The organism is Pseudomonas agarici (assembly GCF_001543125.1).
In the GTDB taxonomy this organism is placed as follows: Bacteria; Pseudomonadota; Gammaproteobacteria; order Pseudomonadales; family Pseudomonadaceae; genus Aquipseudomonas; species Aquipseudomonas agarici.
In genome coordinates this window covers 3,647,709-3,673,236 of sequence record NZ_CP014135.1, presented here as the reverse complement: position 1 = coordinate 3,673,236, position 25,528 = coordinate 3,647,709, and the positions used below count along the sequence as shown (strand labels likewise).

The 25,528-nt window shown below is 61.9% G+C and carries 19 protein-coding genes and 2 rRNA genes; 14 read left to right on the top strand and 7 right to left on the bottom strand.

Translation table 11 applies throughout. From position 1 onward, the window contains the following. The first annotated feature begins 156 nt into the window (after window positions 1-156). Together rrf (AWM79_RS16115) and rrf (AWM79_RS16110) are read left to right on the top strand one after the other, a co-directional pair. Window positions 157-272, top strand: a 5S ribosomal RNA gene (rrf, locus tag AWM79_RS16115). Between the two features lie 112 nt (window positions 273-384). Beyond that, window positions 385-500, top strand: a 5S ribosomal RNA gene (gene rrf / locus AWM79_RS16110). A gap of 122 nt (window positions 501-622) precedes the next feature. Here rrf (AWM79_RS16110) and AWM79_RS16105 read toward each other — a convergent pair. The 5 genes from AWM79_RS16105 to AWM79_RS16085 all read right to left on the bottom strand — a co-directional run bounded on the left by AWM79_RS16105 (window position 623) and on the right by AWM79_RS16085 (window position 7,718). Beyond that, a complete protein-coding gene (locus tag AWM79_RS16105; RefSeq protein WP_017130440.1) occupies window positions 623-1,090 on the bottom strand; it encodes an SRPBCC family protein in 468 nt (155 codons plus the stop codon). Window positions 1,091-1,113: 23 nt separating this feature from the next. Further along, entirely contained in the window at window positions 1,114-4,548 is a 3,435-nt protein-coding gene (locus AWM79_RS16100; RefSeq protein ID WP_060783261.1) for an amino acid adenylation domain-containing protein, read from the bottom strand. A 14-nt stretch (window positions 4,549-4,562) separates the two neighbouring features. Further along, window positions 4,563-5,492 carry a diiron oxygenase gene (locus tag AWM79_RS16095; protein WP_017130438.1) on the bottom strand — a complete coding sequence of 310 codons (930 nt, stop codon included), beginning with the start codon at window positions 5,490-5,492 and terminating at the stop codon, window positions 4,563-4,565. Beyond that, window positions 5,489-6,265: a DUF3050 domain-containing protein gene (locus AWM79_RS16090; RefSeq protein WP_060783260.1), complete on the bottom strand. Its 777-nt coding sequence runs from the start codon at window positions 6,263-6,265 to the stop codon at window positions 5,489-5,491. The genes AWM79_RS16095 and AWM79_RS16090 overlap by 4 nt, the downstream gene beginning before the upstream one ends. A gap of 769 nt (window positions 6,266-7,034) precedes the next feature. Continuing rightward, a complete protein-coding gene (locus tag AWM79_RS16085) occupies window positions 7,035-7,718 on the bottom strand; it encodes a GntR family transcriptional regulator (protein WP_017130436.1) in 684 nt (227 codons plus the stop codon). A gap of 411 nt (window positions 7,719-8,129) precedes the next feature. Between AWM79_RS16085 and AWM79_RS16080 the strand changes: the two genes are divergently transcribed. Genes AWM79_RS16080 through AWM79_RS16065 form a run of 4 tightly spaced genes read left to right on the top strand, consistent with a single transcriptional unit; the run spans window position 8,130 to window position 12,851 of the window. Beyond that, the gene (locus tag AWM79_RS16080) at window positions 8,130-8,912 is read left to right on the top strand and encodes an efflux RND transporter periplasmic adaptor subunit (protein ID WP_017130435.1); all 783 of its coding nucleotides are present in this window, start codon (window positions 8,130-8,132) and stop codon (window positions 8,910-8,912) included. Continuing rightward, window positions 8,909-10,231 carry an efflux RND transporter periplasmic adaptor subunit gene (locus AWM79_RS16075; protein WP_017130434.1) on the top strand — a complete coding sequence of 441 codons (1,323 nt, stop codon included), beginning with the start codon at window positions 8,909-8,911 and terminating at the stop codon, window positions 10,229-10,231. The genes AWM79_RS16080 and AWM79_RS16075 overlap by 4 nt, the downstream gene beginning before the upstream one ends. Further along, window positions 10,231-12,327, top strand: coding sequence for a site-2 protease family protein (locus tag AWM79_RS16070; RefSeq protein WP_017130433.1), 2,097 nt, complete (start codon window positions 10,231-10,233; stop codon window positions 12,325-12,327). The genes AWM79_RS16075 and AWM79_RS16070 overlap by 1 nt, the downstream gene beginning before the upstream one ends. A gap of 29 nt (window positions 12,328-12,356) precedes the next feature. Beyond that, window positions 12,357-12,851 carry a GNAT family N-acetyltransferase gene (locus tag AWM79_RS16065; protein WP_017130432.1) on the top strand — a complete coding sequence of 165 codons (495 nt, stop codon included), beginning with the start codon at window positions 12,357-12,359 and terminating at the stop codon, window positions 12,849-12,851. Here the strand turns inward: AWM79_RS16065 and AWM79_RS16060 are convergent. Then, a complete protein-coding gene (locus tag AWM79_RS16060; protein WP_017130431.1) occupies window positions 12,844-13,155 on the bottom strand; it encodes a DUF6916 family protein in 312 nt (103 codons plus the stop codon). The two genes, AWM79_RS16065 and AWM79_RS16060, sit on opposite strands and share 8 nt — an antisense overlap. Before the next feature lie 77 nt (window positions 13,156-13,232). After that, window positions 13,233-13,823 carry a phage tail protein gene (locus tag AWM79_RS16055; protein ID WP_017130430.1) on the bottom strand — a complete coding sequence of 197 codons (591 nt, stop codon included), beginning with the start codon at window positions 13,821-13,823 and terminating at the stop codon, window positions 13,233-13,235. A gap of 184 nt (window positions 13,824-14,007) precedes the next feature. Between AWM79_RS16055 and AWM79_RS16050 the strand changes: the two genes are divergently transcribed. The 8 genes from AWM79_RS16050 (at window position 14,008) to AWM79_RS16015 (ending at window position 25,435) form a co-directional block, all read left to right on the top strand. Next, a complete protein-coding gene (locus AWM79_RS16050) occupies window positions 14,008-14,187 on the top strand; it encodes a hypothetical protein (RefSeq protein ID WP_017130429.1) in 180 nt (59 codons plus the stop codon). Continuing rightward, entirely contained in the window at window positions 14,184-14,429 is a 246-nt protein-coding gene (locus tag AWM79_RS16045; protein WP_026013017.1) for a hypothetical protein, read from the top strand. The genes AWM79_RS16050 and AWM79_RS16045 overlap by 4 nt, the downstream gene beginning before the upstream one ends. A 125-nt stretch (window positions 14,430-14,554) precedes the next feature. Then, entirely contained in the window at window positions 14,555-15,400 is an 846-nt protein-coding gene (locus AWM79_RS16040; RefSeq protein ID WP_026013016.1) for a sulfotransferase family protein, read from the top strand. Window positions 15,401-15,521: 121 nt separating this feature from the next. After that, the gene (locus AWM79_RS16035) at window positions 15,522-21,512 is read left to right on the top strand and encodes an Ig-like domain-containing protein (RefSeq protein ID WP_060783259.1); all 5,991 of its coding nucleotides are present in this window, start codon (window positions 15,522-15,524) and stop codon (window positions 21,510-21,512) included. Between the two features lie 78 nt (window positions 21,513-21,590). Further along, the gene (locus AWM79_RS16030) at window positions 21,591-23,105 is read left to right on the top strand and encodes a TolC family protein (protein ID WP_039792160.1); all 1,515 of its coding nucleotides are present in this window, start codon (window positions 21,591-21,593) and stop codon (window positions 23,103-23,105) included. Next, complete coding sequence (gene cysC, locus AWM79_RS16025) at window positions 23,089-23,688, top strand: adenylyl-sulfate kinase (RefSeq protein WP_017130425.1); 600 nt, start codon at window positions 23,089-23,091, stop codon at window positions 23,686-23,688. The genes AWM79_RS16030 and cysC overlap by 17 nt, the downstream gene beginning before the upstream one ends. Beyond that, entirely contained in the window at window positions 23,685-24,473 is a 789-nt protein-coding gene (locus AWM79_RS16020) for an aspartyl/asparaginyl beta-hydroxylase domain-containing protein (RefSeq protein WP_060784000.1), read from the top strand. Before cysC ends, AWM79_RS16020 begins: the two co-directional genes overlap by 4 nt. Continuing rightward, complete coding sequence (locus AWM79_RS16015; RefSeq protein WP_060783258.1) at window positions 24,461-25,435, top strand: aspartyl beta-hydroxylase; 975 nt, start codon at window positions 24,461-24,463, stop codon at window positions 25,433-25,435. The genes AWM79_RS16020 and AWM79_RS16015 overlap by 13 nt, the downstream gene beginning before the upstream one ends. Window positions 25,436-25,528: the final 93 nt, after the last annotated feature.

Sequence of the window (25,528 nt, the reverse complement as noted above, 5' to 3'; positions counted from 1 at the left end):
CAATTTGTGAACTTGAGCCTGAAGGCCAGAGAGCAGATTGCGGGGTGTGAAGACGAAACGAACCGAAAGTTTGTGCTGACTCGCATCGAAAATACCTGATCACATACCCGATTTGCTGAAGCGTAGCCCCAAGGCCACGACTCGGTACCCGAATTTCTTGACGACCATAGAGCATTGGAACCACCTGATCCCATCCCGAACTCAGCAGTGAAACGATGCATCGCCGATGGTAGTGTGGGGCTTCCCCATGTGAGAGTAGGTCATCGTCAAGATTGAATTCCGAAACCCCTATCTGCTCAGCAGGTAGGGGTTTTGTTTTTCTATAGGTAGAAGTTCCTCATTTTGCTGGCACGTCGCACTGGCGACGAACCGGCCACAGAATTTCTTGACGACCATAGAGCATTGGAACCACCTGATCCCATCCCGAACTCAGCAGTGAAACGATGCATCGCCGATGGTAGTGTGGGGTTTCCCCATGTGAGAGTAGGTCATCGTCAAGATTGAATTCCGAGACCCCTATCTGCTTAGCAGGTAGGGGTTTTGTTTTTGTGCGTGAAACCTTGAGCTGAAGCCTGGCTACAACCGGTCGCAATAGAGCATGGGAACGATCAGCCTCTGTCATTCAGGCCAATAGGTTGCGCACATTGCCCATGGCCTCATCGGTGAAGCCCTGGATGAAATGGCGAAAGCCCGGCAAGTCCTCGGGATCGTCATTCGCCGGTTCGGCAATGATGGTCCAGGTCGCTCGGCAGCGATCCGCCGCCAGGGCTTCGACGCGCATCGCCGCCCAGAGCTTGCCGACCCCAAGGGTGTTGTAGAGGGTGGTCCAGGTCATGCACATCGTCAGGTTGTCGTGGCTGTTGAGTTGCTCGACTACCACATTGCCATCCTTGAACAATTTTTTGCGCAGTGCGCCTGGACCACTGCCGATCATCTCGATCTGCGAGAGCGCCGGGATGAAGGCAGCATAACCAGCAAAGTCGCCGACTACGGCCCAGACGCTGGCGGCGTCTCGGGAAATCTCAATCGAGGAAACCATGGGTTGGCCCTGAGGGTTGCTGATCAGGGTATCGGGTTGCAAGGTATGCATGGAGTGCTCCTGGTGATGATGGGTCAGATGAATTGAATCTGTCTGAGGTAGTTGCAGCCTTTTCGCAGCAACGCCGGGGTCTTGCGTGGGTAGGCTTCGGCCATGCGCCGGATACCGGCTGCGGCCTGGTCATGCTCGATGGCCGAGATATCGCCGATGTCCTCTTCGAAACCGTTGAGGTAGAAACCCAGCACTTCGAACAGCGCGTTATGGCGATCGACTCGTTGCAGTCGTTTTTGCCAATCGGCGACGCTGACCAGTTGGAAGTCATGGCCGATTTCGCGAAACGCCGCGACGTAATCGTTCCAGCTCAACGGTTGCGGGTTATGCAGGTTGAACACGCCGAGACTTTTGGGCACGCAGCGGCTTTCAGAGGCGATGAAGCGGGCGAGGAAATCCACGGGCATCAGGTCGAAGTTCATCGCCAAGGCGGGTACATGGCCCAATTGCAGCGAGCCCTTGAGCATCAGCAGCAGGCGGTTGCGATGTGGTTGGCAGACGCCGTTGCGGCTGTTGAAGCTGATGTTTCCGGGGCGGTAGAGATTGACCCAGGCACCTTGTTCGCGTGCCCGTTGCAGAATTCGTTCACCGACCCACTTGGACAAGTTGTAGCCATTGCGGATGTAGATCGGCGGCGTGTCCGCTGGCGGCTGTTCCAGCACTCGCCCGTCGTCGGCGATACGGCTGCAGGCCGACAGGCTGGAGATGAAATTGAAGACCTTCTTACTGCGGCCCTCGCACAACCGCAGGCATTCTAATAGCGGGTCGACGTTGTCGGCGGCCAGGGCCTCATAGTCGAGCACATGATTGACGTGAGCAGCGTTGTGGATCAGCACGCCGAACTCGCGGTCGATCCGTTCGTGCACCTGTATCGTCAGCCCCAAGCGTGGCTGGCGGATATCTGCCGAATAGACCCGGACGCGAGTCAGGTCCAGATGCTCCAGACGGTTGTCGCGTAACGCCTGAGAGAAACGCTCAGCTGCCGAGGTCGCCGTGCTGTCGCGTACCAGGCAGGCGATCTCGCTCACACCAGCGGCCAGCAGGGCCTCGACGATATGCACGCCGACAAAGCTGTTGGCGCCGGTCAGCACCACCTTGCCCAGGTCGCCCGCGCGCGTCGGCGGGAGTGGCCAAAAATCCAGTTCGCGCACGGCGTCGATGAATGCCCGTGGGCTCACGGTCTCCCGAATCGATTCCCCCCTGACCAATACCGCCAGTCGGCACAGGGTCGGCTCTTCGATAAAGCGGTTGATGGAGATGCCGTGTCCGTAGTGTTCGCGAATCCCCAGCAGCAGCTTGGACAGCAGGATCGAATGGCCGCCGAGGTTGAAAAAGCTCTCGTCGGTGGAAATCTCTTCATCCGGCAGTTCCAATAGCTCGGCCCAGAGTCCGAGCAACCAGGCCTCATCGGTATTTTCAGGCAGACGTAGGCGAGGCGCGCCGGGCAAGTGGACGGGCATCTCCAGCAGCGCCCGACGGTCGACCTTGCCGCTGCTGGCAGACGGCAGCCCGGCCAGTTCGACATAAGCGGCGGGGTGCATGTAGTCCGGCAAGCAGCGCTCGACGTGTTGGCGCAAGGCGTCGCGGTCGCTACTGGCGGTGGCTGGTTGCGCCATATAGGCCAATATCCGACGGCGGCTGTCGATGACCACGGCCACCTGGCGATACAAGCGGCTGTTGCGCAGGCAGTGCTCGATTTCTTCGGGTTCGACCCGAAAGCCGCGAATCTTCACCTGATGGTCGCGACGGCCGCAGAGCTCTATGCCTTCCTCGGTCCATTTCGCCAAGTCGCCGGTGCGGTAGACTCGCCGTGCCGATCCGTTGCCCGTATCCAGGGAGAGGTAGCATTCGCCGGTTTTCTCGGGATTGTTCAGGTACCCCAGGCCCACGCCCGGTCCGGCGATATACAGCTCGCCGACCGTCTGCTCGACAACCGGCTGGCCGTGCTCGTCAAGAATGAACACTTGGCTGTTGGCGATAGGCCGTCCCAGGTTGCGGTTGCCGGTTCCCCTGCGGAACCGTTGCGCGGTGACCAGCACCGTGGCCTCGGTGGGCCCATAGAGGTTATAGAAACGCGCCTGTTGCGAGAGTTGTTCGATGACCCAGGGCTCGCAGACATCGCCGCCGGTGGTCACGTGGCTCAGCCCCAATGGCGGCTCCAGGGGCAAGATGCCGAGCAACATAGGTGGGAGGAAGGCGTGGCTGATGCGCTGTTGACGGATCAGCGCTACCAACTGCAAGGGATCGCGTCGCTGGTCTTCATCAGGGATCACCAGCTCGGCACCCTGGACCAGGCTGGGGAGTATATCGATCAGCGAGGCGTCGAAGCTCAAGCTCGAGAACTGCAGGACCCGGCTGTGTTCGGTGAGCTGCACATGCTCGGCGTACCAAGCGGTGAAATGCGCAAGATTGGCGTGGCTGAGCAGCACCCCCTTGGGCTTACCGCCGGTGCCCGAAGTGTAGAGCGCCAGGCAGGGCGCTTCGGGAGCTGATACCTGGTGCTGCAGGGAGGAGGAGGCCAGGGTTGCGTGGTCGATTGCCACGGTGCCGATATCCAGGGAGGGCAGGTGGTCGCCGAGAGGATGATGACCCTCGTGCAGTAACAGGACCGCCCCGGCGTCCTCCAGGATTGATCGCTGGCGCTGGAGTGGATGAGCCGGGTCCAGCGGCAGATAGATCGCACCGCAACCGAGTATGGCCAGGAGTGCTGCGTACAGGGCCGGTGTCTTGTCCAGGCAGACCCCGACTACCGATGCGCCCGGGAGAGTCTCTAGCCCGGCGAATGCCGCCAGCAGGCTCTCCTGAATCGCCAGACCGTGGGCGTGCAACTGGCGATAGCTCGACGAGTGGCCGTTGAAGGTCAAGGCCGGGCGCTCGGCGAAGCGGCGCAGGCGGTCTTCGATGCGCAGGAGCAGCGGTACCGCCGCCAAGGTCAGTAGATCAGCGCGGGCCGTGTGGTTGAAGCGATGTTCGAAGGCCAGCGACTCCAGCGCCGGTAGCGGATGTTGTGCGGCGCAAGGCGACACCGCCACCGATGGAATATCGAGAAAGTAGTCGGCGTCACGAGCAAAGCGACTGATCAGCAGCGTGCACCGCTCCAGCAATGCCTCGGTTGCCGCCTGTCGCAGGACCTGGCCATTACCGGAGCCGCCCGGGTCGACAGGCCGGCGCTCGATCAGGCGGCTGTCCAGACAGAAGTGCAGCGCCAATGCGGGCAGGCCGGCGACCGTCAACGGTCCGTACTCCAGGCGTAGGCCCAGTTGGGCCGCACCCTCGATGTGGGGCGGCGGCGCCAGGCTGCCATCCTCGATCACCAGGTCCGGCGCGGACGGTAGGCTCGCGTCGATGGCTTGGGGGGTATTTAGGCGTCGAACAAGATGGCCCTGCTGCTCCAGCTCCTGCATCAACTCATCGAGTACCTGGCTGTGTCCGACGAGCAGAATCTCGAGACGTCTCATGATGTTCTCCTTGGCTAGAGCAGGTAGTCGCTCAGGGTGTCCCGGACGTCGGGCGAATCCAGTAGTGAGCTGTTGCGCAGGAACCGCACGATATTGATAACCAGCGGATGGTGACGGTTGATCGGATAGGCCAGACCCAAGGTTTCGCACCTGAGCGCCTGTCGGACCTGTTCGTTGACCGAAAGGTGTTCGATCACGGCGAAATCGAAGGCCTTCTGGATGTCGTTGGTCAGGTAATGGACCATGAATACCGGCAGGATTCCGGCGATCAGTTCCCGATCGGCCTCGCTTGCGCTCTGCCAGTAGAGACGCACCAGGTGGGTCCAGAACACAGCGTGTCGTCCTTCGTCGAGCAGGTGGTCGGCCATCAGTCCCTTGACCGAAGCCTTGATCGTGTTGTCCTTGGCAAAGGCCGCGACATCGTTGGTCACGGTGTTTTCCGCGATCGCCACACAGATCAGCTCGACAGCACCTAGCAGATGCTCTGGCGCCATGCTCAGGGCTGTCGGTATGGCGCGGCTGAGCTCTATCTCATCGGGCAAGGTAATCGGCTGGACGCCGGTCAGAACAATGGTTTGCTGCATAAAGTCCATGGCCGCCAGGGCGTGATAGTCCTCGTCCACGACCACCGTCATGGCGTCATGGCGACAAGCGAACGGAAAGCGGATCGGGAAGCGGTCCTTGGCAATGCGGCGGGCGGTGTGGTCGACGATTTCGGTCTCGAAAATCACCACATCGTTGATGAACTTGTACAAGCTCTGGATCAACACGAAATCGCGTTGCTCAGGGCAATGGGTGAGAAAGGCCGCACTGTTGACCAGCGGTTGGCGGCTGAGGGGGTAGATCAGTTGGTCATCGTCTTCCAACTGGCGCCGCGGACGGGTACGGATGCTGGAGCGGCTTTCCCAGGTATTAGCGAGCGAACGGTAGTCCTCGGTGTTCATACGGCGGCCTCATGAGTCTTGGCGAGCAGTTTCTGTTGGATGGCGTCCCAGAGCGCGAGACGGCTTTCCACGGCCAGCAGGGCGGCGGCATAAGCTTCGCTTTGCCGTTGCGGGTCGGCGTCGATCAGGCGTTCGAGCAGTTGCCCGGCGGCCGGGCCATGATCGCCGGCGTCCACCTCGATATGCCGGTGCAGGTAGTGGTGCAGGGTCGGAGCCTGGGTCTGGTCGATACCCCACTGTTCGAGCAGCCGCTGAAACATCTGCGGGATCAGGCTTTCCCGGCCATGCAGGAAGGCCGCGGCGACGCAATGCGGAGCCGCGTTCAGGGCGATATCCAGGGTCTGGTGGACAAAGCGGCTGGCGCCTGGGTCGGCGCCAGACTGTTGCAGGGCACTGTCGACGGTGACACCTTCGCGCAACCGCTCGATAAAGCCCTCGATGACCTGCGTGTCGGCACCGATTTCGCGCATGGCCTCCAGATACAGCTCGAAATGGCTGCAATGGCCTTCTCCATGGCGTGCGTCCGATTCCTCGTCCAGCACGATCTCGTTGATCATTCGTGCCGCCCTTGGATCCTTGGGCGGCAGCCAGGGGAGATCGAGGCTGGTCAATTCCTGCTGCAATCGCTTGGCCAGTGACATGAAGTCCCATACCGCGAAGATATGTACTTCCATAAAGCATCTGAGTAATGGCAGTGAATGTATTTCACTGAAAACAGAATGTTCGCTCAGTTGGGTTTTTTTATGTTCCAGATGTTCTTTACAAGTATTCATTAGCCACCTTTTCGGTTGGTAAATGGAGTAACGGCAAACACCTCTGCGCGGTTGCTTGTCATGCTGTGCCATGGCCGCCGAAAAATGACGGACGAGCAAAGCCCTTGCCCAAGAGTTTGAAAACTCAGGAGCTTGAACCAACAGCGTGCATGCCGCTGTCATCGTGTCTGTTGGTTGTGTGAGCGTATTTTGTCTGGCTTTGCCGGGGAAGTGTCCCCACACTGTGGGCTGTCACAGCGGAGCGCATCCTGGCGGTTATTCAAACCTAGTACAGAAAATAAGTAGTGATCAAGTTGTTTTTAAAATATTGAAAATTTCCTATTTATAAGGGTTGAGCAGCGCCGATAAAACAATTTTAAGTTGTTTTATTTGGATGAGAGCGGCTCTTCCGCTCGATAACAAGCAGAATAAAAAATATTGAGTGAATGCCTCACTCGAGCACTCTTGAACAGGGTGGCCGGTTGTTTGATAGGCGAGGCCGAGGCACGGTTCATCCGTGCCCCTGGTCTGTGGCAAAGCTCTCCTTTTGATCTGTCTCTTGTCCGTGCGTTGTGTGCGAGTTCGTCCACGATCCGCTCGTGCTGCCTGGATTGACCAGAGTGTGCCTAAATGCACGGCTCGACTATCACCAAGGGATGTGAAGTGCGTCCGACGCTTCGAACAGACTCGGTTATCCCGCCGTGGCAGAGGCGGCATGGCTGCGTTTCACCTGTGAGGTTACGGAGCCGTTGTGCTCAAGACACGGGTATGGCGTGTGTCGGTGGATTGTTCAAGTCTTATCCAAGTAGCGTCGGATGACCTCGATACCGCGTTGCAAGTGGTGACGCAAATGCTCCACGCACAGCTCGACCTGGCCGTCACGGGCGGCTTGGAGCAGTTCCCGGTGATCGTCCTGGGACAGTTTTCCCAAACCCATGGCCGAGAGGTTGAAACGCAAAAAGCGTTCTTCCTCCACCAGGCTCTGTTCGATCAGGCTCAGCAGTTTGTGGTTGGGTGCCTTGCTGTATAGGCTCATATGAAACAGCCGGTTGAGCCGGCCAACCTGGGCGTAGTCGGTCTTCGTTTCAAGCTGGTCGATATAGGTGGCGCTTTGGGCGAGGTCTTCTTCGGTGAGCAGGGGGACCGACAGGCGCAAGGCTTCGGACTCCAGTAGGATGCGCAGGTTGTAATTTTCGGTCGAGGTATCGTCGATCAACGGAGCAACCACGGCGCCCTTGTGCTGGACGACGTGCAGCAGTTCCTGTGCCTCGAGTTGGCGCAACGCCTCACGGACCGGCATGCGACTGACGCCGAATAACGTTGCCAACTCTTGCTGGCGAAGAGCCATGCCGCAGGGCAGTCGTCCATCCAGAATGGCGCCGCGCAAGGTTTCCTCGATCACCGCCCGCGCGAAGTGAGCGGGGATGGGAGCGTTGACGAGAATGCTGCTCAAAGGGTTCGGTTTTTCTGCCACGCTAAAACTACCTGCTGCTCGAGAACAGAATTCAAATTGGCCGCGGCTCATGATCGAGACTTTTCAACGGCGATGATTGCAAGGTGCCATTTTCTTCCCATGCACGCCGCTTAACCATCAATCGTTTCTTAAATGAGTGTAGGGACCAGTCATTTTGTCAGTACGTTTTACTTGTCAGCGATAGGTCGGTTTTGCGGGCGGATCTGAAACGACGGTGGTGGGCGGCGCTGTGGCCCTATGTTTACTCATAAATGATATTTAAATTGTTTCTCCTATGACGATATGGTCATCCTCCTGCGTACCCACCGACCCATCGGCGGTCACTCGGTTTTCGATCAGCATGCTGGCAATTTGCTTGACGCTCGATACGGCTGTCGTAGACTCGCGATTGTCCGACAAGGAGTCACTGTTATGCAGCGTTTGTACGGTTGGGTTTTCGGATTGTCCTGTGTTGCGTGCCTGGTCCAGGCGCAAGCGGCCGCCGAGGGTGACCCGTTGTTGGACAGTGCCACGTCGAGCGCCCGGGTGACCTCGGCCAGCGAGGCCCGTGGCGTGTTGCGCGCGCGCAACCAGGCGATGCTCGCCAGTGAATTGTCAGGGCGGATCATCGAGCTGCCCTTCAGCGAAGGCGAAGCCTTCAACAAGGGCGATACCCTGGCGCGTTTCGACTGTTCGGCGTTCCAGGCCCAGCTCAATGCGGCCCTGGCCGCCGGGCGTGGCGCCAATGAGGAACTGGCCCATAACCGCCAGCTCGCGTCGCTCAACTCGGTAGGCCGCTTCGAGGTGGCTCGCGCCGAGGCCAAGGTTGCCGAAGCCCAGGCCCAGGCCCAGGTCTATCAGGTACAGGTCAAGCGTTGCAGCGTGATTGCTCCTTATGACGGTCAGGTCGTGCAGCGCAAAGTGCAGCGCTACGAAAGCGTCTCGATCGGTTCGCCGCTGCTGGAAATTGTCGACAACCGCACCCTGGAAATTCATTTGCTAGTGCCCTCGCACTGGATGAGCAAACTCAAGCCGGGGCAGACCTTCAGTTTCGTCCCGGACGAAACCGGCCAGCCGCTGACCGCCACTATCAAGCGGCTGGGGGCGCAGATCGATGAGGGCAGCCAGACTCTGTTGCTGGTGGCCAGTCTGCCCAAGGCCGATGGCCTGTTGGCAGGCATGAGCGGCACCGCGCGCTTCGAGGCACTGAAGTGAACGCCCCGGTGGCGGGCGCAACCGAGCGGGTGTTTGCCCAGTTCCTCGACCTCGAACGCTTGACCCGTGCCGCCCGCACCACCGAACAGCTTGCTTATAGTTTGGTCAATGATGGCCAGGCGCTGTTCGGCTTTCGCCATGCTGCCCTGCTGATCGCTGGTAAGGTGCGGGCCGTGACCGGGGTCAGCGCGGTGGAGCCGAATGCGCCGTTTGTCGCCTTTGTCGAACACGCCGTGGCGCAGCTCGTCAAGCTGAAGCGGGCGACGCCTGCGAGCGTGGTGCCGATGGCGGCGTTCAGCGCCTCGGTGCGCGAGGACTGGCAGAGCCTGTCGGCGCTCCAGGTGTTCTGGTTGCCGCTGCTCGATCACAAGGGCGAAGTCTTTGGCGGCATCTGGCTGGCTCGCGACAACCCCTGGAGCCCTTCCGAACAGGTGTTGCTGGCGCAGTTGGGCGACACCTATAGCCATGCCTGGCTGGCCTTGCAGCCGCGCCGGCCGTGGCGTTTACGCCTGACGCGTAAGCGCCAGGCATTGCTCGGCGCGCTGGCGTTGCTGAGCCTGTTGATTCCAGTCCGCCAGTCGGTGCTGGCCCCTGCGGAGGTCGTGCCGCTGGCTGGCCGGGTGGTGGCGGCGCCGCTGGATGGGGTGATTGCCGAGTTTCTGGTTAAGCCCAACCAAGTGGTGCGCAGCGGCGACCTGCTGGTACGTTTCGAAAGCACCACCCTCAAGGCCCAGGCCGATGTGGCCCAGCGCACTCTCGGAGTGGCCGAGGCTGAATTGAAGGCCAATGCCCAGCGTGCGTTTGCCGATGCCGAGTCGAGTTCGAAGATCGACTTGCTGGCGGCGCGAGTCGAGCAGAAGCGCGCCGAACGCGATTACGCCAGTGAATTGCTCAAGCGCAGCGAAGTGCGTGCCGAGCGCGACGGTATTGCGGTGTTCGCCGACGCTGAACGCTGGACCGGTAAACCGATCCAGACCGGTGAGCGGCTGATGGAAATCGCCGACCCGACCCAGGCCGAACTACGTATCGAACTGGCGGTCGGCGATGCCATCGTCCTGGCCCCCGATGCCGAGGTTGCCCTGTTCCTCGACAGCGACCCATTGCAGCGTTACCCGGCGAAACTGGAGCGAGTGGCCTACGAGGCGCAATCCACTGCGGCCGGGCAGTTGGCGTATCGGCTGGATGCCAGCTTCATCGACACCCCGGTGCCGCGCATCGGCTTGCGCGGCACCGCGAAAATCTTCGGCCAGCGCGCACCGCTGGCCTTGTACCTGCTGCGCCGACCACTGGCCGGGTTGCGCCAGAGCGTAGGCCTGTAATGAACCTGCCGAGCCTGCGAGCGGATCTGCAGCTCACGCCGGCCTCGGCGGCGTTGGACGGCTCACCGCGTTGGACGTTGGCCGACCCGGTTCGTGGGCGTTATTTCAAGCTGGGCGTCCAGGCCATCCGCTTGCTGCGGCATTGGTCGCTGGGTGATCCCGAGCAGGTGCTGCAGGCGGCGAACCGTGAGCCGGGCCTGCCGTTGGGCGATCCGGAACTGGAGCAGTTGCTGGGTTTTTTGCGCGCCCATGACCTGATCGCCGCGCTGGACCCGCAACAGCGCGCCAGCTATGCGTGGAAAGCCGCCGCGTCGCGCCAGAGCCTGTGGCAGATGGCACTGCACCAATACCTGTTTTTCCGCATCCCGCTGTGGCGCCCGGATGCCTTCCTCAATCGCGCCTGGCCATGGCTGCGACGTTTCGGCCCGCGCCTGTTGCGCTACGGCTTGCCGATCACCCTGGGGCTGGGAGTGTTCCTGGTCTCGCGGGACTGGGAGCGCTTTCTCTCAACCTTTCCCCACCTGTTCAGCCTCGGTGGGGCCATGGCCTTTGGCATCGCGCTATTCTTCGCCAAGCTCTGTCATGAGTTCGGCCATGCCTTCATGGCCAAGCGCGCCGGCTGTCGGGTGCAGAGCATGGGGGTGGCGTTCATGGTCCTGCTGCCGTTGTTCTATACCGATGTCAGCGATGCCTGGCGGATTAACGACCGCAAGGCGCGGTTGCTGATCGGTGCCGGCGGGGTCCTGGCGGAGCTGGTGTTGGCCTGTATCGCCCTGTTGGCCTGGTCGCTGCTGCCAGACGGGCCGGCGCGCACGGCGGCGTTCATGCTCGCCAGTGCCACCTGGCTGACCACTCTGGCGGTGAACCTCAACCCGTTCATGCGCTTCGACGGTTACTTTCTGCTCAGCGACTTCTGGGAAATCGACAACCTCCAGGGCCGTGCCTTTGCCCTGTGCCGCTGGCGTTTGCGCGAGGCCCTGTTCGGCTACGACACGCCGGCACCGGAGCCCTGGCCACCGGCCATGCGCCGCCGACTGCTGTGGTGGGGATTCCTTTCCTGGTTGTGGCGGGCGGTATTGTTTTTCGGGATCGCCCTGGCGGTCTATCACCTGTTCTTCAAGTTGCTGGGCATCTGCCTGATGCTGGTGGAACTGGGTTGGTTCATCTTCCTGCCGATTTTCAAGGAAGCCCGCGAATGGTGGTCGCGGCGCGAGCAGGCGCATACTCCGCGTGTGCTGCTCAGTGGCCTGGGCCTGCTGGCGCTGCTGTTGCTGGTGGTGCTGCCCTGGCGTAGCAGCGTGGAAATACCGGTGATGCTCGAGGCCGGGCGGGTCACGGCGCTGCATGCGCCGGTGGCCGCACGGGTCAAACAAGTTAATGTGCGCGATGGCCAGCGGGTGGAGCAAGGCACGGTGTTGGTGGAGTTGGAGTCACCGGATGTCGACTCGCGACTGTTCATCGTGCGCCGTGAAATCGATATTTTGCAGTTGCAGATGCGTCGCCAGGCCGGGCGCAGCGAGACGGCGGCGGATGTCGGTGTCCTCGAACAGCGGCTGGCGGAGGCGGTGGCCGAATACCGGGGATTGCAGGCCCGTCGTGAGCGCTTATTGCTACGGGCACCCCAGGCCGGCCAGGTCCGCGATCTGCTGCCGCAACTGGTCGCCGGACGCTGGGTTTCGACTCAGGAACCGCTGGCGCGAGTTGTCGAGGATGGTACCCGTGTGCGCGGTTATCTGGCCGAAGAGGATTTGTGGCGCGTCGCGCCGGGGTCGAACGGGCGCTTTGTCGCCGACGACCCGATGCGCCCGGCTTGGCCGGTGCAGTTGTTGGATATCGACGCCAACGGTGTTGCGGCCATCGACCAGGAAGCCTTGACCTCCGACCACCACGGGCCGATTGCCGTGCGGCGCGACGAAAACCGCCGTCCGGAGCCAGTGCAAGCCCAATACGGCGTGCGGCTCAAGCTGCTGGAAGAAGTGCCGACACCGAGCCATCCGCTGCGCGGCGTGGCGGTGTTGCAAGGGCGCCACGAATCATTGCTGGGTACCGCCTGGCGGCGCCTGATAGCGCTGGGCGTGCGCGAGAGTGGTTTCTAGTCATTACAACGGTTCAGGGAGTACCACCCATGTTGAACAGCTCGTCCGCCGCAGGGTTGTCCATGCGCCCATCGCGGGCCACCGATGGGCCTTTTCTGCGCAGCCTTTATCAGTCGGCCCGCCCGGAGTTGCAATGGATCGATGCCGAGCCCGAACTGATCGAACAGGTGATTGCCCAGCAGTTCCAGGTGCAGGAACAGGGGGTTGGCGATCATTACCCGGATGCGATGCACTATGTGGTGGAGAAGCTCGATACGCCCATTGGCGTGCTGAGTGCCGACTTCGGTCCCAATGAAATCCGCGTGCTGTACCTGGCGTTCATTCCGGCGGCCCGTGGCAAGGGGTTCGGACGTATTGTGCTGCAAGGCGTGCAGAAGGCCGCCGAACAGGTGCGCTGCCCAGTGGCGACGGTGGTCTGGGCCAGCAATCCGCAGGCGCGCCAGCATTACCTGGCGCTGGGGTTTCGGGTCGAGGAAAGCTCGCCGGCGGCCGAGCGACTGGTGTGGTACCCAGGCCTCAATTGAAGACGATATTGAAGTAGCCCAGGGTCGGGTCGCGTCCCAGCGGCGGCTCGCGAGAGACGAACACTGCATCGAGGCGTCCCAGTTGCGGCAGCTCCAGGGCGCACAGGCCGTCGACGAAATCCGTCGGCTCGAGGCTGCGCAGCATCACGTTGAAGGGTAGGCGAGAGCTCTCCGACAGTTGCGCTCGCGGGTGCAACTGGATCGATTCGACCTGGACCGCCAGCAGGCTGCCGTCGGGCAGGTGCAGCGGGCAGCGCTGGTTGACCAGCGGCTGGAAATGTTCGTTGGAAACCTGTTGCAGCATCGATGTTCTCCGTATGCAGAGTGGGCTCAGGCCCCGGTAGGAGCCGGCAAGCCGGCTGCTACAGGCGTTGCGGTGTGTCAGTTACGCGACGGGAAGATCCCTTCCAGTGCGATGCTGAAGTTCACCACCAGGAACGGGTTCATCGTCCCCAGCGGTAGGTTGCCACCTGGTAGGGTCAGGTTGCCGGCGATGGTGCTGGCGGCACCTTTGAGGGCTACCGGCGAGGCGCCCTGTGCATCGGAATAGATCGCCGCCGAGGGCGGCCCGGCAGGGTTGGACGCGCCGATATAGGCGTTGGTGCTGGTCGGTGCCGTGACCGGATTGCTGGGGGTGCTCGCCAGGTTGATGGTGGTGTCGACGGTCAAGCCAGAGGTCGGAATCACCTGGGTGGGCAGGTTACTGGTCAGGATCGATACGTTTTCAGTACCGCTGGCTTCGCCCATGACCCGCGACGTCAAGCCCGGCCCATTGCCCTGGCAAACCGGCAGCCGGCCTTGGAGGTTGGGCAGGCCGAAGGTCTGTTGGCCGTTACCGCCATAGGTCGTACCCATCAACGCGAACAGTGCCTGGTATTGCGAGAGAGGCAGCAGTTGCCCGCCGCAGAGCGCCCAGCCCGAGGGTGCGAAGTTGAAGCCAAACATCTGGATGGTGCCGAGAAATACTTCCATGGATCGTTATCCTTCAGCCGTGTTGGGAGAGGTGCCGTGCCCGTGGTGTCCGGGCTTTTTTGTGCACCGTCCCGAAGCGTAGACGCTGGCTTGGCTTGCGCCGGTTCTTTGCGGGATAGAGGTCGCGATTGGAACAGTCAGGCAAGCCGATGTCGTTCTAGCCTATAAACGGACGGCGGCGGCGATGTGGGGCGACGAATTGCGTGGTTGGATCGGTCTGTTTGGCGATGCCAACCTGTCGATCCAGACGATGAGCGCGCAGCCTGGGGTGATCACGCTCTCCTCGGTATTGGCTAACCCACTTGATCGTCGGTCGTCGAGCGACGGTCCTGGCCTGCTACCGGCTACGGTTTCGGCACCTTGATCGATGAAAATGCCGGGGTCTACTTCGATCATCTGAAAGATCTGCCATCGGCTAACGGCAGGGTCTGGCTGCTGATGAGTCGGGTGGCACCGGACGAGTTTCCGTCAATTCCGACCGGCTGGCGGAAAATCGACCAGCATGCGGGGGAGATACCCAAGCGGTTTTATATGAAACCTGCCACCCTTCGGGTAGCCGGCACTCACTACCGGACACTTGATATAGAGCTTCCCGGTCGTATTTGAGGGCCATAACTCCCGTGTTTATGGGCCTTTTGCGGCGTAAAGTCGCTGCGATTGATGTCAAAATACTACTAGTGCGCAACAATTCCTTACGCTACGCTTTGTCCTACAAAGGACTTAACGTCACGGTGAATGGATTGCGCAGTTTTCACTTTATCTCCGGATTGCCGCGCTCAGGGTCCACTCTGCTGTCCGCTATTCTCCTGCAGAACCCACGTTTTCATGCTGGCATGAGCAGCCCGGTTGGCGGCCTGTTTAACAGCGTGTTGGAACAGTGTAGCGCTGGCAGCGAGTTCGGCGCGGTGATTGGTACCGATAGGCGTCGCCGCCTGCTGCGTGGGCTGTTCGAGTCCTATTACGCCGACAAGGGCGAACAGTCGGTTATCTTCGATACCAATCGCCAGTGGTCCGCGCGCTTGCCGGCGTTGATGGATATGTTTGCGCAATCCAAGGTTATCGCCTGCGTGCGTAACGTCGCCTGGGTGATGGACAGCCTGGAGCGGCTGTACCGCGCCAATCCCTTCGAGAACACCAAGTTGTTCAACGACGAGGTGGAGCGCAACACGGTCTACAGCCGCTGTGAAACCCTTGCCCAGCGCAATCGCCTGGTGGGTTTTGCTTGGACCGCGCTCAAGGAAGCCTACTACAGCGAACACGCCGGTTCCGTGCTGCTGGTGGATTACGATCTCCTGGCCCAGGCCCCGGAGCGGGTGTTGCGGCTGGTCTACGATTTTATCGGCGAACCCTGGTTCGAGCATGATTTCGACCATCTGGCCTATGACGCCCCGGAATTCGACCAGGCCCTCGGGGTCGCCGGTCTGCACAAGGTCAAGCCCAAGGTGGCGCTGACGTCGCGGCGCACCATCCTGCCGCCGGATTTGTTCGAAAAGTATGCCGAGCTATCGTTCTGGAACGATGGCTCGGCCAGTGCCGCGAATGTCATTCGTTTGAAAACCAACGCCGCGGTCAGCTGATCGCGGTTTTTTATGCCGACAAAAAAAACCATTGAGCGCATGAGCGTTCGAGTGCAGGTGAAGCATGTGGTGGAGCAAACCGAAAGCGCGGGCCGAAGGCGTGAGAAGCCTGGTTTCACCCATGATCATTGCGCTGGAACCACGCATGCTGTTCGACGGTGCCGTGGCGGCCACCGTGGCCGAGGCCGCGCAGCCGGCCAGTCACCCCGCCGCTGATGCAGCGCAGGCGCCGACTAGCGATCACGCGCTCGCCCCCGCCGAAGCGCACCCGCTATCCGATGCCCCTTCGACTCCGGCACCGGTTGCCGTACCGGGCGAGTCGGTGGTGTTCATCGACTCGCGGGTGAAAGATTTCGACAGTCTGCTCAAGGGCGCCGCACCCGGCACTCAGGTGGTGGTACTCGAGGCCGGCAAAGACGGCCTGCAGCAGATCGCCGATTACCTGGGCTCCCACTCGGGCGTGAGTAGCGTGGAAATCATCGCCCACGGCAATTCGGGCGACTTGTGGCTGGGCAACACCTATCTCTCTTCCGATAACGTCGCGGCGCGGGCCGATGTGCTGGCACGGATCGGCAATGACATGAATGTCGGCGGCGATATCCTGATTTATGCCTGCAATACCGCCTCGGGCGACAAGGGCAGCGGATTTGTCGATGCCCTGGCGCAATACACCGGGCGCGATATCGCGGCCTCGACCAACCGCACGGGCCTGGGCGGCGACTGGAGCCTGGAAATCGCCTCCGGCAGCATCGAAAGCCACAACGTGCTGTCGGCCGACGCCATGGCCGCGTACCAGTACGGCTTGGCCACCATTACCGTAAGCAGTGGCGCCGACACTGGCGCCGGCAGCCTGCGCCAGGCCCTGAGCGATGCGGTGGCGGGCGACATCGTTACTTTCACCACCCCAGGTATGACGGTCAACCTGAACTCGCAACTGGTGATCGCCAAGAACCTGACCGTCGACGGCGACCTGGACAACAACGGTAGCGCTGATGTGACCATCAGCGGGCAGTACAAGACCCAGGTGCTCAAGGTCAATGCGGGAGTCACCGCGACACTCGACGGCCTGATCATCACCCAGGGCCTGGCAGCGGGCGACGGCGCGGCGGCGGGTACCGACGGCCTGGCGGCAATGGGCGGCGGCATTGTCAACGCCGGCAACCTGACCCTGAACAATGTCACCGTGACCGGCAACGCGGCCTCGGGTGGCGGTGGCGGTGGCGGGGTGATTGCACCCTACCTCGGCGGCGCGGTGGGCGGTGGCGGTGGCGGTGGCGGTGGTATTGGTGGGCAAAACGGTGGAAGCGGCGGTGATTCGGGCTTCGGCACAGGGGTTTATGCGGGCCTCGCCGGTAGCGCCAACCAAGGCGGTACCGGTGGCGGCTACGCTTCCATGGGGGGGCTTGGCGGCAGTAGCAGCGGCGGCGCGGGCGGCCAGGGGTCTTTCGGCTACAGTAGCGGCGGCGCGGGCGCCACGTCTAACAACGGCACTCTGTCCATTGGCGGTGGTGGTGGCGGCTCGGGTTGGGATCAGCCCGGTAGGGCCGGTGCCGCGGCAAGCGGCGGTATCTACAATGCCAGCACCGGTACCCTGACCGTTGTCGGCACCTCGGTGATCTCCAATAACATCGCTGCCGGCGGCGGTGGTGGTGGTGGTGGCGGCGGCAGTGGTGGTTCCGGCGATTCGGGTGGTGCGGGGGGCAAAGGCGTCGGTGCGATCTGGAACAAGGGTACGTTGTTGATTACCGCCGCCAACTTCGCGGCCTTGAGTAGCGGTAATAACATTGGCGTCAGTGGCTCCGGTGGCCTGTCGTCGGGCGGCGGCTCAACGGGGACTCAGCCGGCGGCCCTGAACACCATCTTCAACGACGGCGGAACGCTGAACACTGCTTACAACCCGGCACCGACCGCGACCATCGTGGTCACCACTCCTGCCCAACACATCGGCAGCACGTCAACGGTGACCATTACCTTCAACCAGGCGGTGAACAACTTTGCCCTGGCCGACCTGACGGCCTCCAACGGTGTGCTGAGCAACTTGAGCACCAGCGACGGTGGCACCACCTGGACCGCGACCCTTACCCCGAACTCAAGTGTCAGCAGTGCCACCAACCTGATCATCCTGGACAACACCGGGGTCAACAGCCTGTCGACCGACACGGCAGGGATCGGCACCACCTCGTCCAACAACTACAGCGTCGATACTGTACGGCCGACCGCGACCGTTGCGGTTGTCGGCTCCACGCTGAGTACCACGACCAACGCGACGGTGAACATTACGTTCAGCGAAGCAGTGAGCAACTTCAGCCTCGCGGACCTGTCGGCCTCCAATGGCACCCTGAGCAACCTGGTCCAGGTCGACGCCACCCATTGGACCGCGACCCTGACGCCCAACGCCGGCAATAACAGCAGCGGCAACGTCATTACCCTGGATAACACCCTTTATACCGATACCGCGACCAACGCCGGCAGTGGTACGAGCACATCCAACAGCTATGCGGTGGACACCGTGCGCCCGACGGCGAGTATCGTGGTCGACAATACGGCACTGAACATCGGCGGCACGGCGACGGTGAGCATCACCTTCAGCGAAGCGGTGAACGATTTCACCCTGGCCGACCTGTCGGCCTCCAACGGTAGCTTGAGCAACCTCGTTCAAGTCGATGGCACGCACTGGACCGCGACCCTGACGCCGAACGCCGGGGTCAGCCATAGCGGCGATGTCATCACCCTGAGCAATACCGGCGTCACCGACGCCGCGAGCAACGCCGGCAGCGGCACGACCACGTCCAATGCCTATGCCATCGACACCCAGCGGCCCACCGCGAGCGTCGTGTTCGGCAACACCAACTTGGGGATCGGTCAGACTTCGCCGGTGACCATCACCTTCAGCGAAGCCGTGAGCGGTTTGACCCTGGCCGACCTGACCGTGAGCAACGGTACCCTCAGCGGACTGAGCAGCGGCGACGGTGGCATCACCTGGACCGCAACCTTTACCCCGACGGCGAGTATCGTCAGCCCAAGCAACCACATCACTCTGAACAATACGGGCGTACAGGACGCGGCGGGCAACGTGGGCAGCGGCACCACCGATTCCAACAACGTATCCATCGACGGCGTGCGTCCGACCGCGACCGTGGTGGTGGCCAACAGCACCCTTGCTATTGGCCAGACCTCACTGGTGACGGTGACCTTCTCGGAAGCCGTGGTGGGTTTCAGCAACACCGACCTGACCATCGCCAACGGGACATTGACGGCAATAACCAGCAGTGATGGCGGCATCACCTGGACCGCGACCTTCACCCCGACGACGAACATCACCGACACCAGCAACCTGATCACCCTGGACAATACCGCCTATACCGACACCAGCGGTAACAGCGGCAGCGGCACCAGTGACTCCAACAACTATGCAATCGACACCCAACGGCCGACGGCAACCGTCGTCGTTGCCGATCCGACGCTCACGGCGGGAGAAACTTCGCTGATCACCGTCACCTTCAGCGAAGCGGTGACGGCGTTCACCCTGGCCGATCTGAGCACCAGTCACGGCACTCTGAGCGGGTTGAGCAGCAGCGACGGCGGTATCACCTGGACCGCGACGCTCACCCCGGACACGAACATCAGCGACACCACCAACCTCATCACTCTGGACAACACCGGCGTGCAGGATGCGGCGGGCAACGTTGGCGCCGGCACCACCAACTCGGCGAACTTCACCATCGACACGGTGCTGCCCACGGCGAGCATCGTGGTGGCGAATCCGGCGTTGAATATCGGTGGCACGTCCCTGGTGACCATTACCTTCAACGAGGCCGTCAGCGGTTTCAGCAATGCCGACCTGACCGTTGCCAACGGCAGCCTGGGTGTGGTGACCAGCAGCGACGGTGGCATCACCTGGACCGCCTCCTTCACCCCAAGCTCCGATCTCACCGACGCCAGTAACCAGATCACCCTGGATAACAGCGGCGTCCAGGCGCTGGCTTCCGGCAATGTCGGTACCGGCAACAGCGTTTCCAACAACTACGCCATCGATACCCAACGGCCGACCGCCACCGTAGTGGTCGAGACCGATCATTTGGGTGTAGGTGGCACGTCCGTGGTGACCATCACCTTCAATGAAGCCGTGACCGGTTTCAGCCTGGCCGACCTGACCGTTGACAACGGCACCCTGAGCAACCTGAGCACCAGCGATAACATCACCTACACCGCCACCCTGACTCCGGTGGCCGGTATCGACCAGGGCAACAATCACATAACCCTGGCTAACAGTGGCGTGATCGACGGCGCCGGTAACATGGGGACCGGCACCACCGACTCCAACACCTACGCCATCGACAGCCAACGCCCGAGCGCCACTATCGTTGTCAGTGATTCGGCACTCGTTATCGGTGAAACCTCGACGGTGACCATTACCTTCAGCGAGGCGGTAACTGGTTTCGACAACAGCGACTTGAGCGTACCCAACGGCACCCTGAGCACCTTGACCAGCAGCGACGGTGGTTTGACCTGGACCGCGACCTTCACCCCGACCGTCAATGTCAACGACACCAGCAACCTGATCAGTCTGAACAATAGCGGTTATACCGACCTGGCCGGCAACACCGGCAGCGGAGTGACCAACTCAGGCAACTTCACCATCGACACGGTAGTGCCGACCGCGACTATCGTGGTGGCGGACACGGCCCTCAAGGCCGGCGAAACCTCGACGGTGACCATTACCTTCAGTGAGGCGGTCAGCGGCTTTGACCTGGCGGACCTGACCCCGGCCAACGGTGTCCTGACCAACCTGGCTTCCAGCGACGGCGGTATCACCTGGACCGCGACCCTCACCCCGACCAACAACATCACCGATACCAGTAACGTCATCACCTTGAATAACAGCGGTGTCGCCAATGCCTCGGGCAACGCTGGCAGCGGCACCACCGACTCCAACAACTACAGCATTGATACCCAGCGGCCAGGCGCGACCATCGCGGTGGCCAATGAGCATGTCGGGATCGGCCAGACCACCACGGTGACCATCACCTTCAACGAGGCGGTCAGCGGTTTCGACCTGTCGGACCTGAGCGTGGCCAATGGCGTGCTGTCCAACCTGACCACCAGCGACAATATCCACTGGACCGCCACCCTGACACCGACGGTCGGTGTCACCGACGCCACCAACCTGGTGGTGCTCGATACCAGCTTGGTCAGCGATGGGGCCGGCAACAGCGGATCGGCTATCGCCATCTCCAACAACTACGGAGTTGACGCCGATCTGCCGACAGCGACCATCGTGGTTGCCAACCCGAACCTGACTGCCGGCCAGACCACCACGGTGACGTTCACCTTCAGCGAAGCGGTCAGCGGTTTTGACCTGTCGGACCTCAGCGTGGCCAACGGCATCCTATCCAACTTGCACAGCAGCGACAGCGGCAAGACCTGGACCGCGACCCTGACGCCGACAGCGAACATCACCGACCCGAGCAACTTCATCACCCTCGACACCCGCCTGGTCACTGACCTGGCGGGCAACGCCGGTAGTGGCTTTGCCAACTCCAATAACTATGCAATCACCACCGTGGCGCTGGACGGTGACCCGCAATTTCGGATCGGCGAGCCGCCACCGGCGCCGGACCTGCCGAACGTGCCGTTGCAGCCGGTTGTCTTTGGTCCACCGAATGGCAACCTCGGTTCGCCTATTGGCTTCCCACCGTTGTTCGAACCGCGTGATGTGGGCGGTGGCCTGCCGCCGATTGGCAATATCTTCATCAGGAACGGTGCCCTGGCCCCGAGCTTTCTTGCCCAGGTGTTCAGCACCGACAGCGGTGGCGACGGCAATGGCAGCGGCTTCCTCGGCTTTGGTGGCGGCGATGGTGGGGTGTTCGGTAGCAGCACCTTGTCCGGCCTGTTCAATCGCGACTCGTCGACCGGCGATGGCGCTGGATTCAATGCGTTCGACCACAAGGACAGTAAGAGCCTGGGCGATCCGTCCCAGGGCCTTCGCGGGATTTTTGGCGCGCCGACCCTCGGCCAGCAATTGCAGCAGCTCAAAGATTCCGAGCAGAAACAGCTGCATGAACTAGCCTGGGCGCTGGAGCAGGTCAGTGTCAGCGAAATGCCGGCCTGAACGATGATCTGAGATCTGCGCCGACGGTTGTCGGCACCTATAAAAATAAAGAGCAGTAGTCAGGGGCGGTGCCAGGGAATGAGAAGAAATCAGAAGTTGTTCAGCGTCAGCTTGCTGGCGCTGGTGGTCAGCGGTTGTGCCGTGACCAGCCAGCCGATCGATCGTAGCGTCAGTGAGCAACGCGCCAAAAGCGATCTACAGACCATGTACCAGGGTCAGGAAGCTCTCAGCGGCCCGCTCACCTTGCACGAAGCCATGGCCCGTGCGGTGAAATACAACCTCGAAGGGCGCCTGAAGATCATGGAAGAGGCCCTGGCCAAACGCCAACTGGACCTTGCCAGTTTCGATATGCTGCCACGCATGGCGCTTTCGGCGGGCTATGCGGGGCGTAGCAATGTCAGCGCCTCCAGTAGCCAGAGTGTGCAGACCGGCACTCAGTCGCTGGAACCTTCGACCTCCCAGGACCGCGACCGGCGCGTCGCTGATCTGACCATGGTTTGGAACGTGCTCGACTTCGGCGTCAGTTATATCAGCGCCAAGCAACAGGGCGACCAGCGCCTGATCGTCCAGGAGCGTCGGCGTAAGGTGATCAACACCATCGTCCAGGACGTGCGCTCTGCCTATTGGCGGGCCGTGGCGGCCGAACGCCTGCTCAAGCAGATCGACAGCCTGATGGCGCGGGTCGAGGCGGCGCAGGGCAACAGCGAGAAGATGAGTGAACAGCGTATCGGCGACCCGATCCAGGCCTTGGGTTATCAGCGCTCGCTGATCGAGGCCACTCGTCAACTGGAAGAACAGCGCAAGGCGCTGTCCCTGGCCAAGACCGAACTGGCGACCCTGATCAACCTGCCCATGGGCACCGAGCTGACCCTGGCGACTCCGGATGATTATGCGATTCCGCAGCTCAAGGTCGATATGGCCCAGTTGGAGCACGAAGCGCTGGCCAGTCGTCCGGAATTGCGCGAACAGGATTACCAGAGCCGTATCAGTGCCGCCGAAACCCGTAAGGCCATGTTGCGTCTGCTGCCGGGGCTGGAGTTCTCGGCGGGCGGCCATTACGACAGCAACTCGTTCCTGGTCAATGACAAGTGGGCCGATTATGGCGTCAAGGTCACCTGGAACCTGTTCAACGTGATCTCCGCCCCGGCGGCCATCGACGTGGCCAAAGCCGGTGAAGAAGTGGCGACCGCGCGGCGCCAGGCGATGTCGATCGCCGTGCTGGCGCAACTCTACGTGGCCAATGCCAACTACCGCGAGGCGCTGCGCCAGTTCAAGACCAGCCAGCAACTGTCGAATATCGACGGACAGATTCTCGGCCAACTGCGTAACCGCTACCAGGCTGCCGGGCTGGGCGAGTTGGACCTGATTCAAGGCGAACTCAACACCCTGCAAGCCGACCTGCGCCGCGACCTGGCTTATGCCGACCTACGCAACGCCTACGGCCAGATCTTCGCCAGCGCCGGTTTGGACCCGTTGCCGTCGGAGGTCCCCTCGACCAAGGTCGCGGCGATTGCCGATGCCATGGCGACACGCGAGTTGCAGTGGGCGTCCGGCAATATCGGCGTAGCCGTCAGCCATGCCCAAGGGCAGTAACCTGTTGGCGCCGCGGGCGAGCGTCAGCCGCGGCCAGCGCGAGGCCCGCAACGGTCATCGCGGCGGCGCGATCTTATTGACCGGCTTGCCGGCGGCGGGCAAGTCGACCGTGGCCCAGGCGCTGCAGGCGGCGTTGTTCGAACGTGGATTGCAATGTCTGGTACTGGACGGCGATGCCCTGCGCGGTGGATTGAACCGTGATCTTGGATTTGCCGAGAGCGATCGCCGGGAAAATATCCGGCGCGCCAGCGAGCTGGCCCGGTTGCTGGTGGAAAACGGCCAGATCGTCATCCTCGCCATGATTGCGCCGCAAGCCGAACAGCGCGAACTGTTCGCCCGACGCCTGGGTGAAGATTATCGTGAGGTCTGGTGTAGCGCGTCGTTGCCGATCTGTGAAGAGCGCGATCCGAAAGGGCATTATGCGCAGGCCCGGCGTGGCGAGTTGGCGAGTTTCACCGGGATCTCGGCGCCTTATGACGTGCCGCGAGCCGCCGATTTGATCCTCGATACTGGGCGCCTCTCTGTCGGCGCTTGTGTCGAACAACTGCTGGGCCATCTGCAATCAGCCGGGGTGATTCCCTGAGCCTGCCGGCCTTTTCCCGTTTGCCTGTCGCACTGGCGTTGCCGCTGTTGCTGCAGGCCCTTTCGCGCATTGCCGAACCTGCCTGGAAGGCCCACTTCAATGTCGATTACTACGACGGTGACTGGAGTGGCGTCGCGCTGATTTCGGCGGCGGATGCCTTGAGCGAACTGGCGCCGGGGACTGCCCCGGCGACCGAGCGCGCACCCTGGCTGTTGGATACGGCGTGGGCGACGGCCTTGGACCTGCCCCTGGAGATTCGTTCGGCGCGCCTGCTGCGCCTGGGGCCGGGCGGGCGGATTCATGAACATCGCGATTACGACCTCGGCGCGCCGGACGCAGACCGTCGCCTGCACCTACCCTTGCTCAGTTCGCCGGATGTGGATTTCATGGTCGATGGACAACGTATCCCGATGCAGGCCGGCGAATGCTGGTTTCTCGATCTGTCGCGGCCCCACAGCGTCGATAACTGGGGCGAGGGCGAGCGGATTCACCTGGTGCTCGATTGCCGTCCGAACCGCTGGCTGGAACAGCAGATCGCCGGTGGTCTGGCGACTACGCCAGCGCCTGGCATTGGGCGGGCCGCCGAGGATCTGGCGCGGTTTCGGGCCTTGTTGGCGAGCGATCCATGGTTATGCGCATCCTTGCAGGCCCTGGAGGACAGCGACGCCTTTATCGCCCGCACGCTGCAACTGGCCACCGAGCGCGGCTTGCGCTTTGGCCGCGAAGATATCCGCTCGGCGATGCGCCAGGGCCGTAGCCGCTGGAACCAGCAATGGACGGCTTGAAGGACTGGTTGCCGATCCGTCTCTGGCAGCAGGCCGGGGAGTGGCGAGTGGACTGGTGCTGGTTCGGCGGGCGCAAGCTCGACCAACCGTTCTTTCGCGAGGCGGTGGAGGATGCCTTGCGATTGCCTTTCAACCAGGCCTTTCGCCGTGAAACCGCCTTGGCGAGTCTCCGTGAATGGCGCGCTCCGGCGCTCGCCCCGACGGCCTTTATCTACCACGCTTCGCGCTGTGGCTCGACCTTGATCTGCCAGATGTTGGCACAGCTCGACGAGGCGATTGTCATTTGCGAACCGCCACCGCTGGATAGCTTGCTGCGCGGCGCATTCGAGCCGCAAGAGCGGCAGGCGGCGTTGCGCGGCCTGCTGGCGGCATACGGCCAAATCCGGCGCGGTAGTGAACAGAAGTTGGTGATCAAGCTCGATGCCTGGAATATCGGTGAGCTGGCGGTGTTGCGCGAGTGTTTTCCCGCTACACCGTGGTTGTTCGTGTACCGCGATCCGTTGGAAATCGCCGTGTCCCATTGGCGGCGGGCGGGCATGCACATGGTGCCTGGAATGATCGGTGCCAGCTCGCTGGACGCGCCGGGGCAGGACAATTCGCGGGAGGACTATATCGCCCGGCGGCTGGGACGGATCCTCCGGCAGGGACTGGAGCATTGCCAGGCATTCGCTGGCGTGCCGGTGAACTACAGTGAATTACCGGTGGCCATGGACGGGCATCTGGCGGACTTTTTCGGTCTGGATGCCGGACAGCGCAACCGCGTTTTCGCGACAGTCGGACAACACGCCAAACAGCCTGCCCAGGTGTTTGTGCCTGATAGCCAGGACAAGCGCCGCGAAGCCTGCGAATGGCTCAGGGTGCAGGTGTCAGCCTGGGCCCAGGGGCCTTACGAAGCGTTGGAGCGCCTGCGTTTAGCACCCAGTCGACTACCCAGATCCGGCAATAGCGATAACGGTGATTGAGCCGGACCGACGCCCCGGCGCCGACATTGACTAACAGGTCTAACCACACAGGCCACTAGACGCATACCGGAGAATGATGCCCCATGCCCAAGT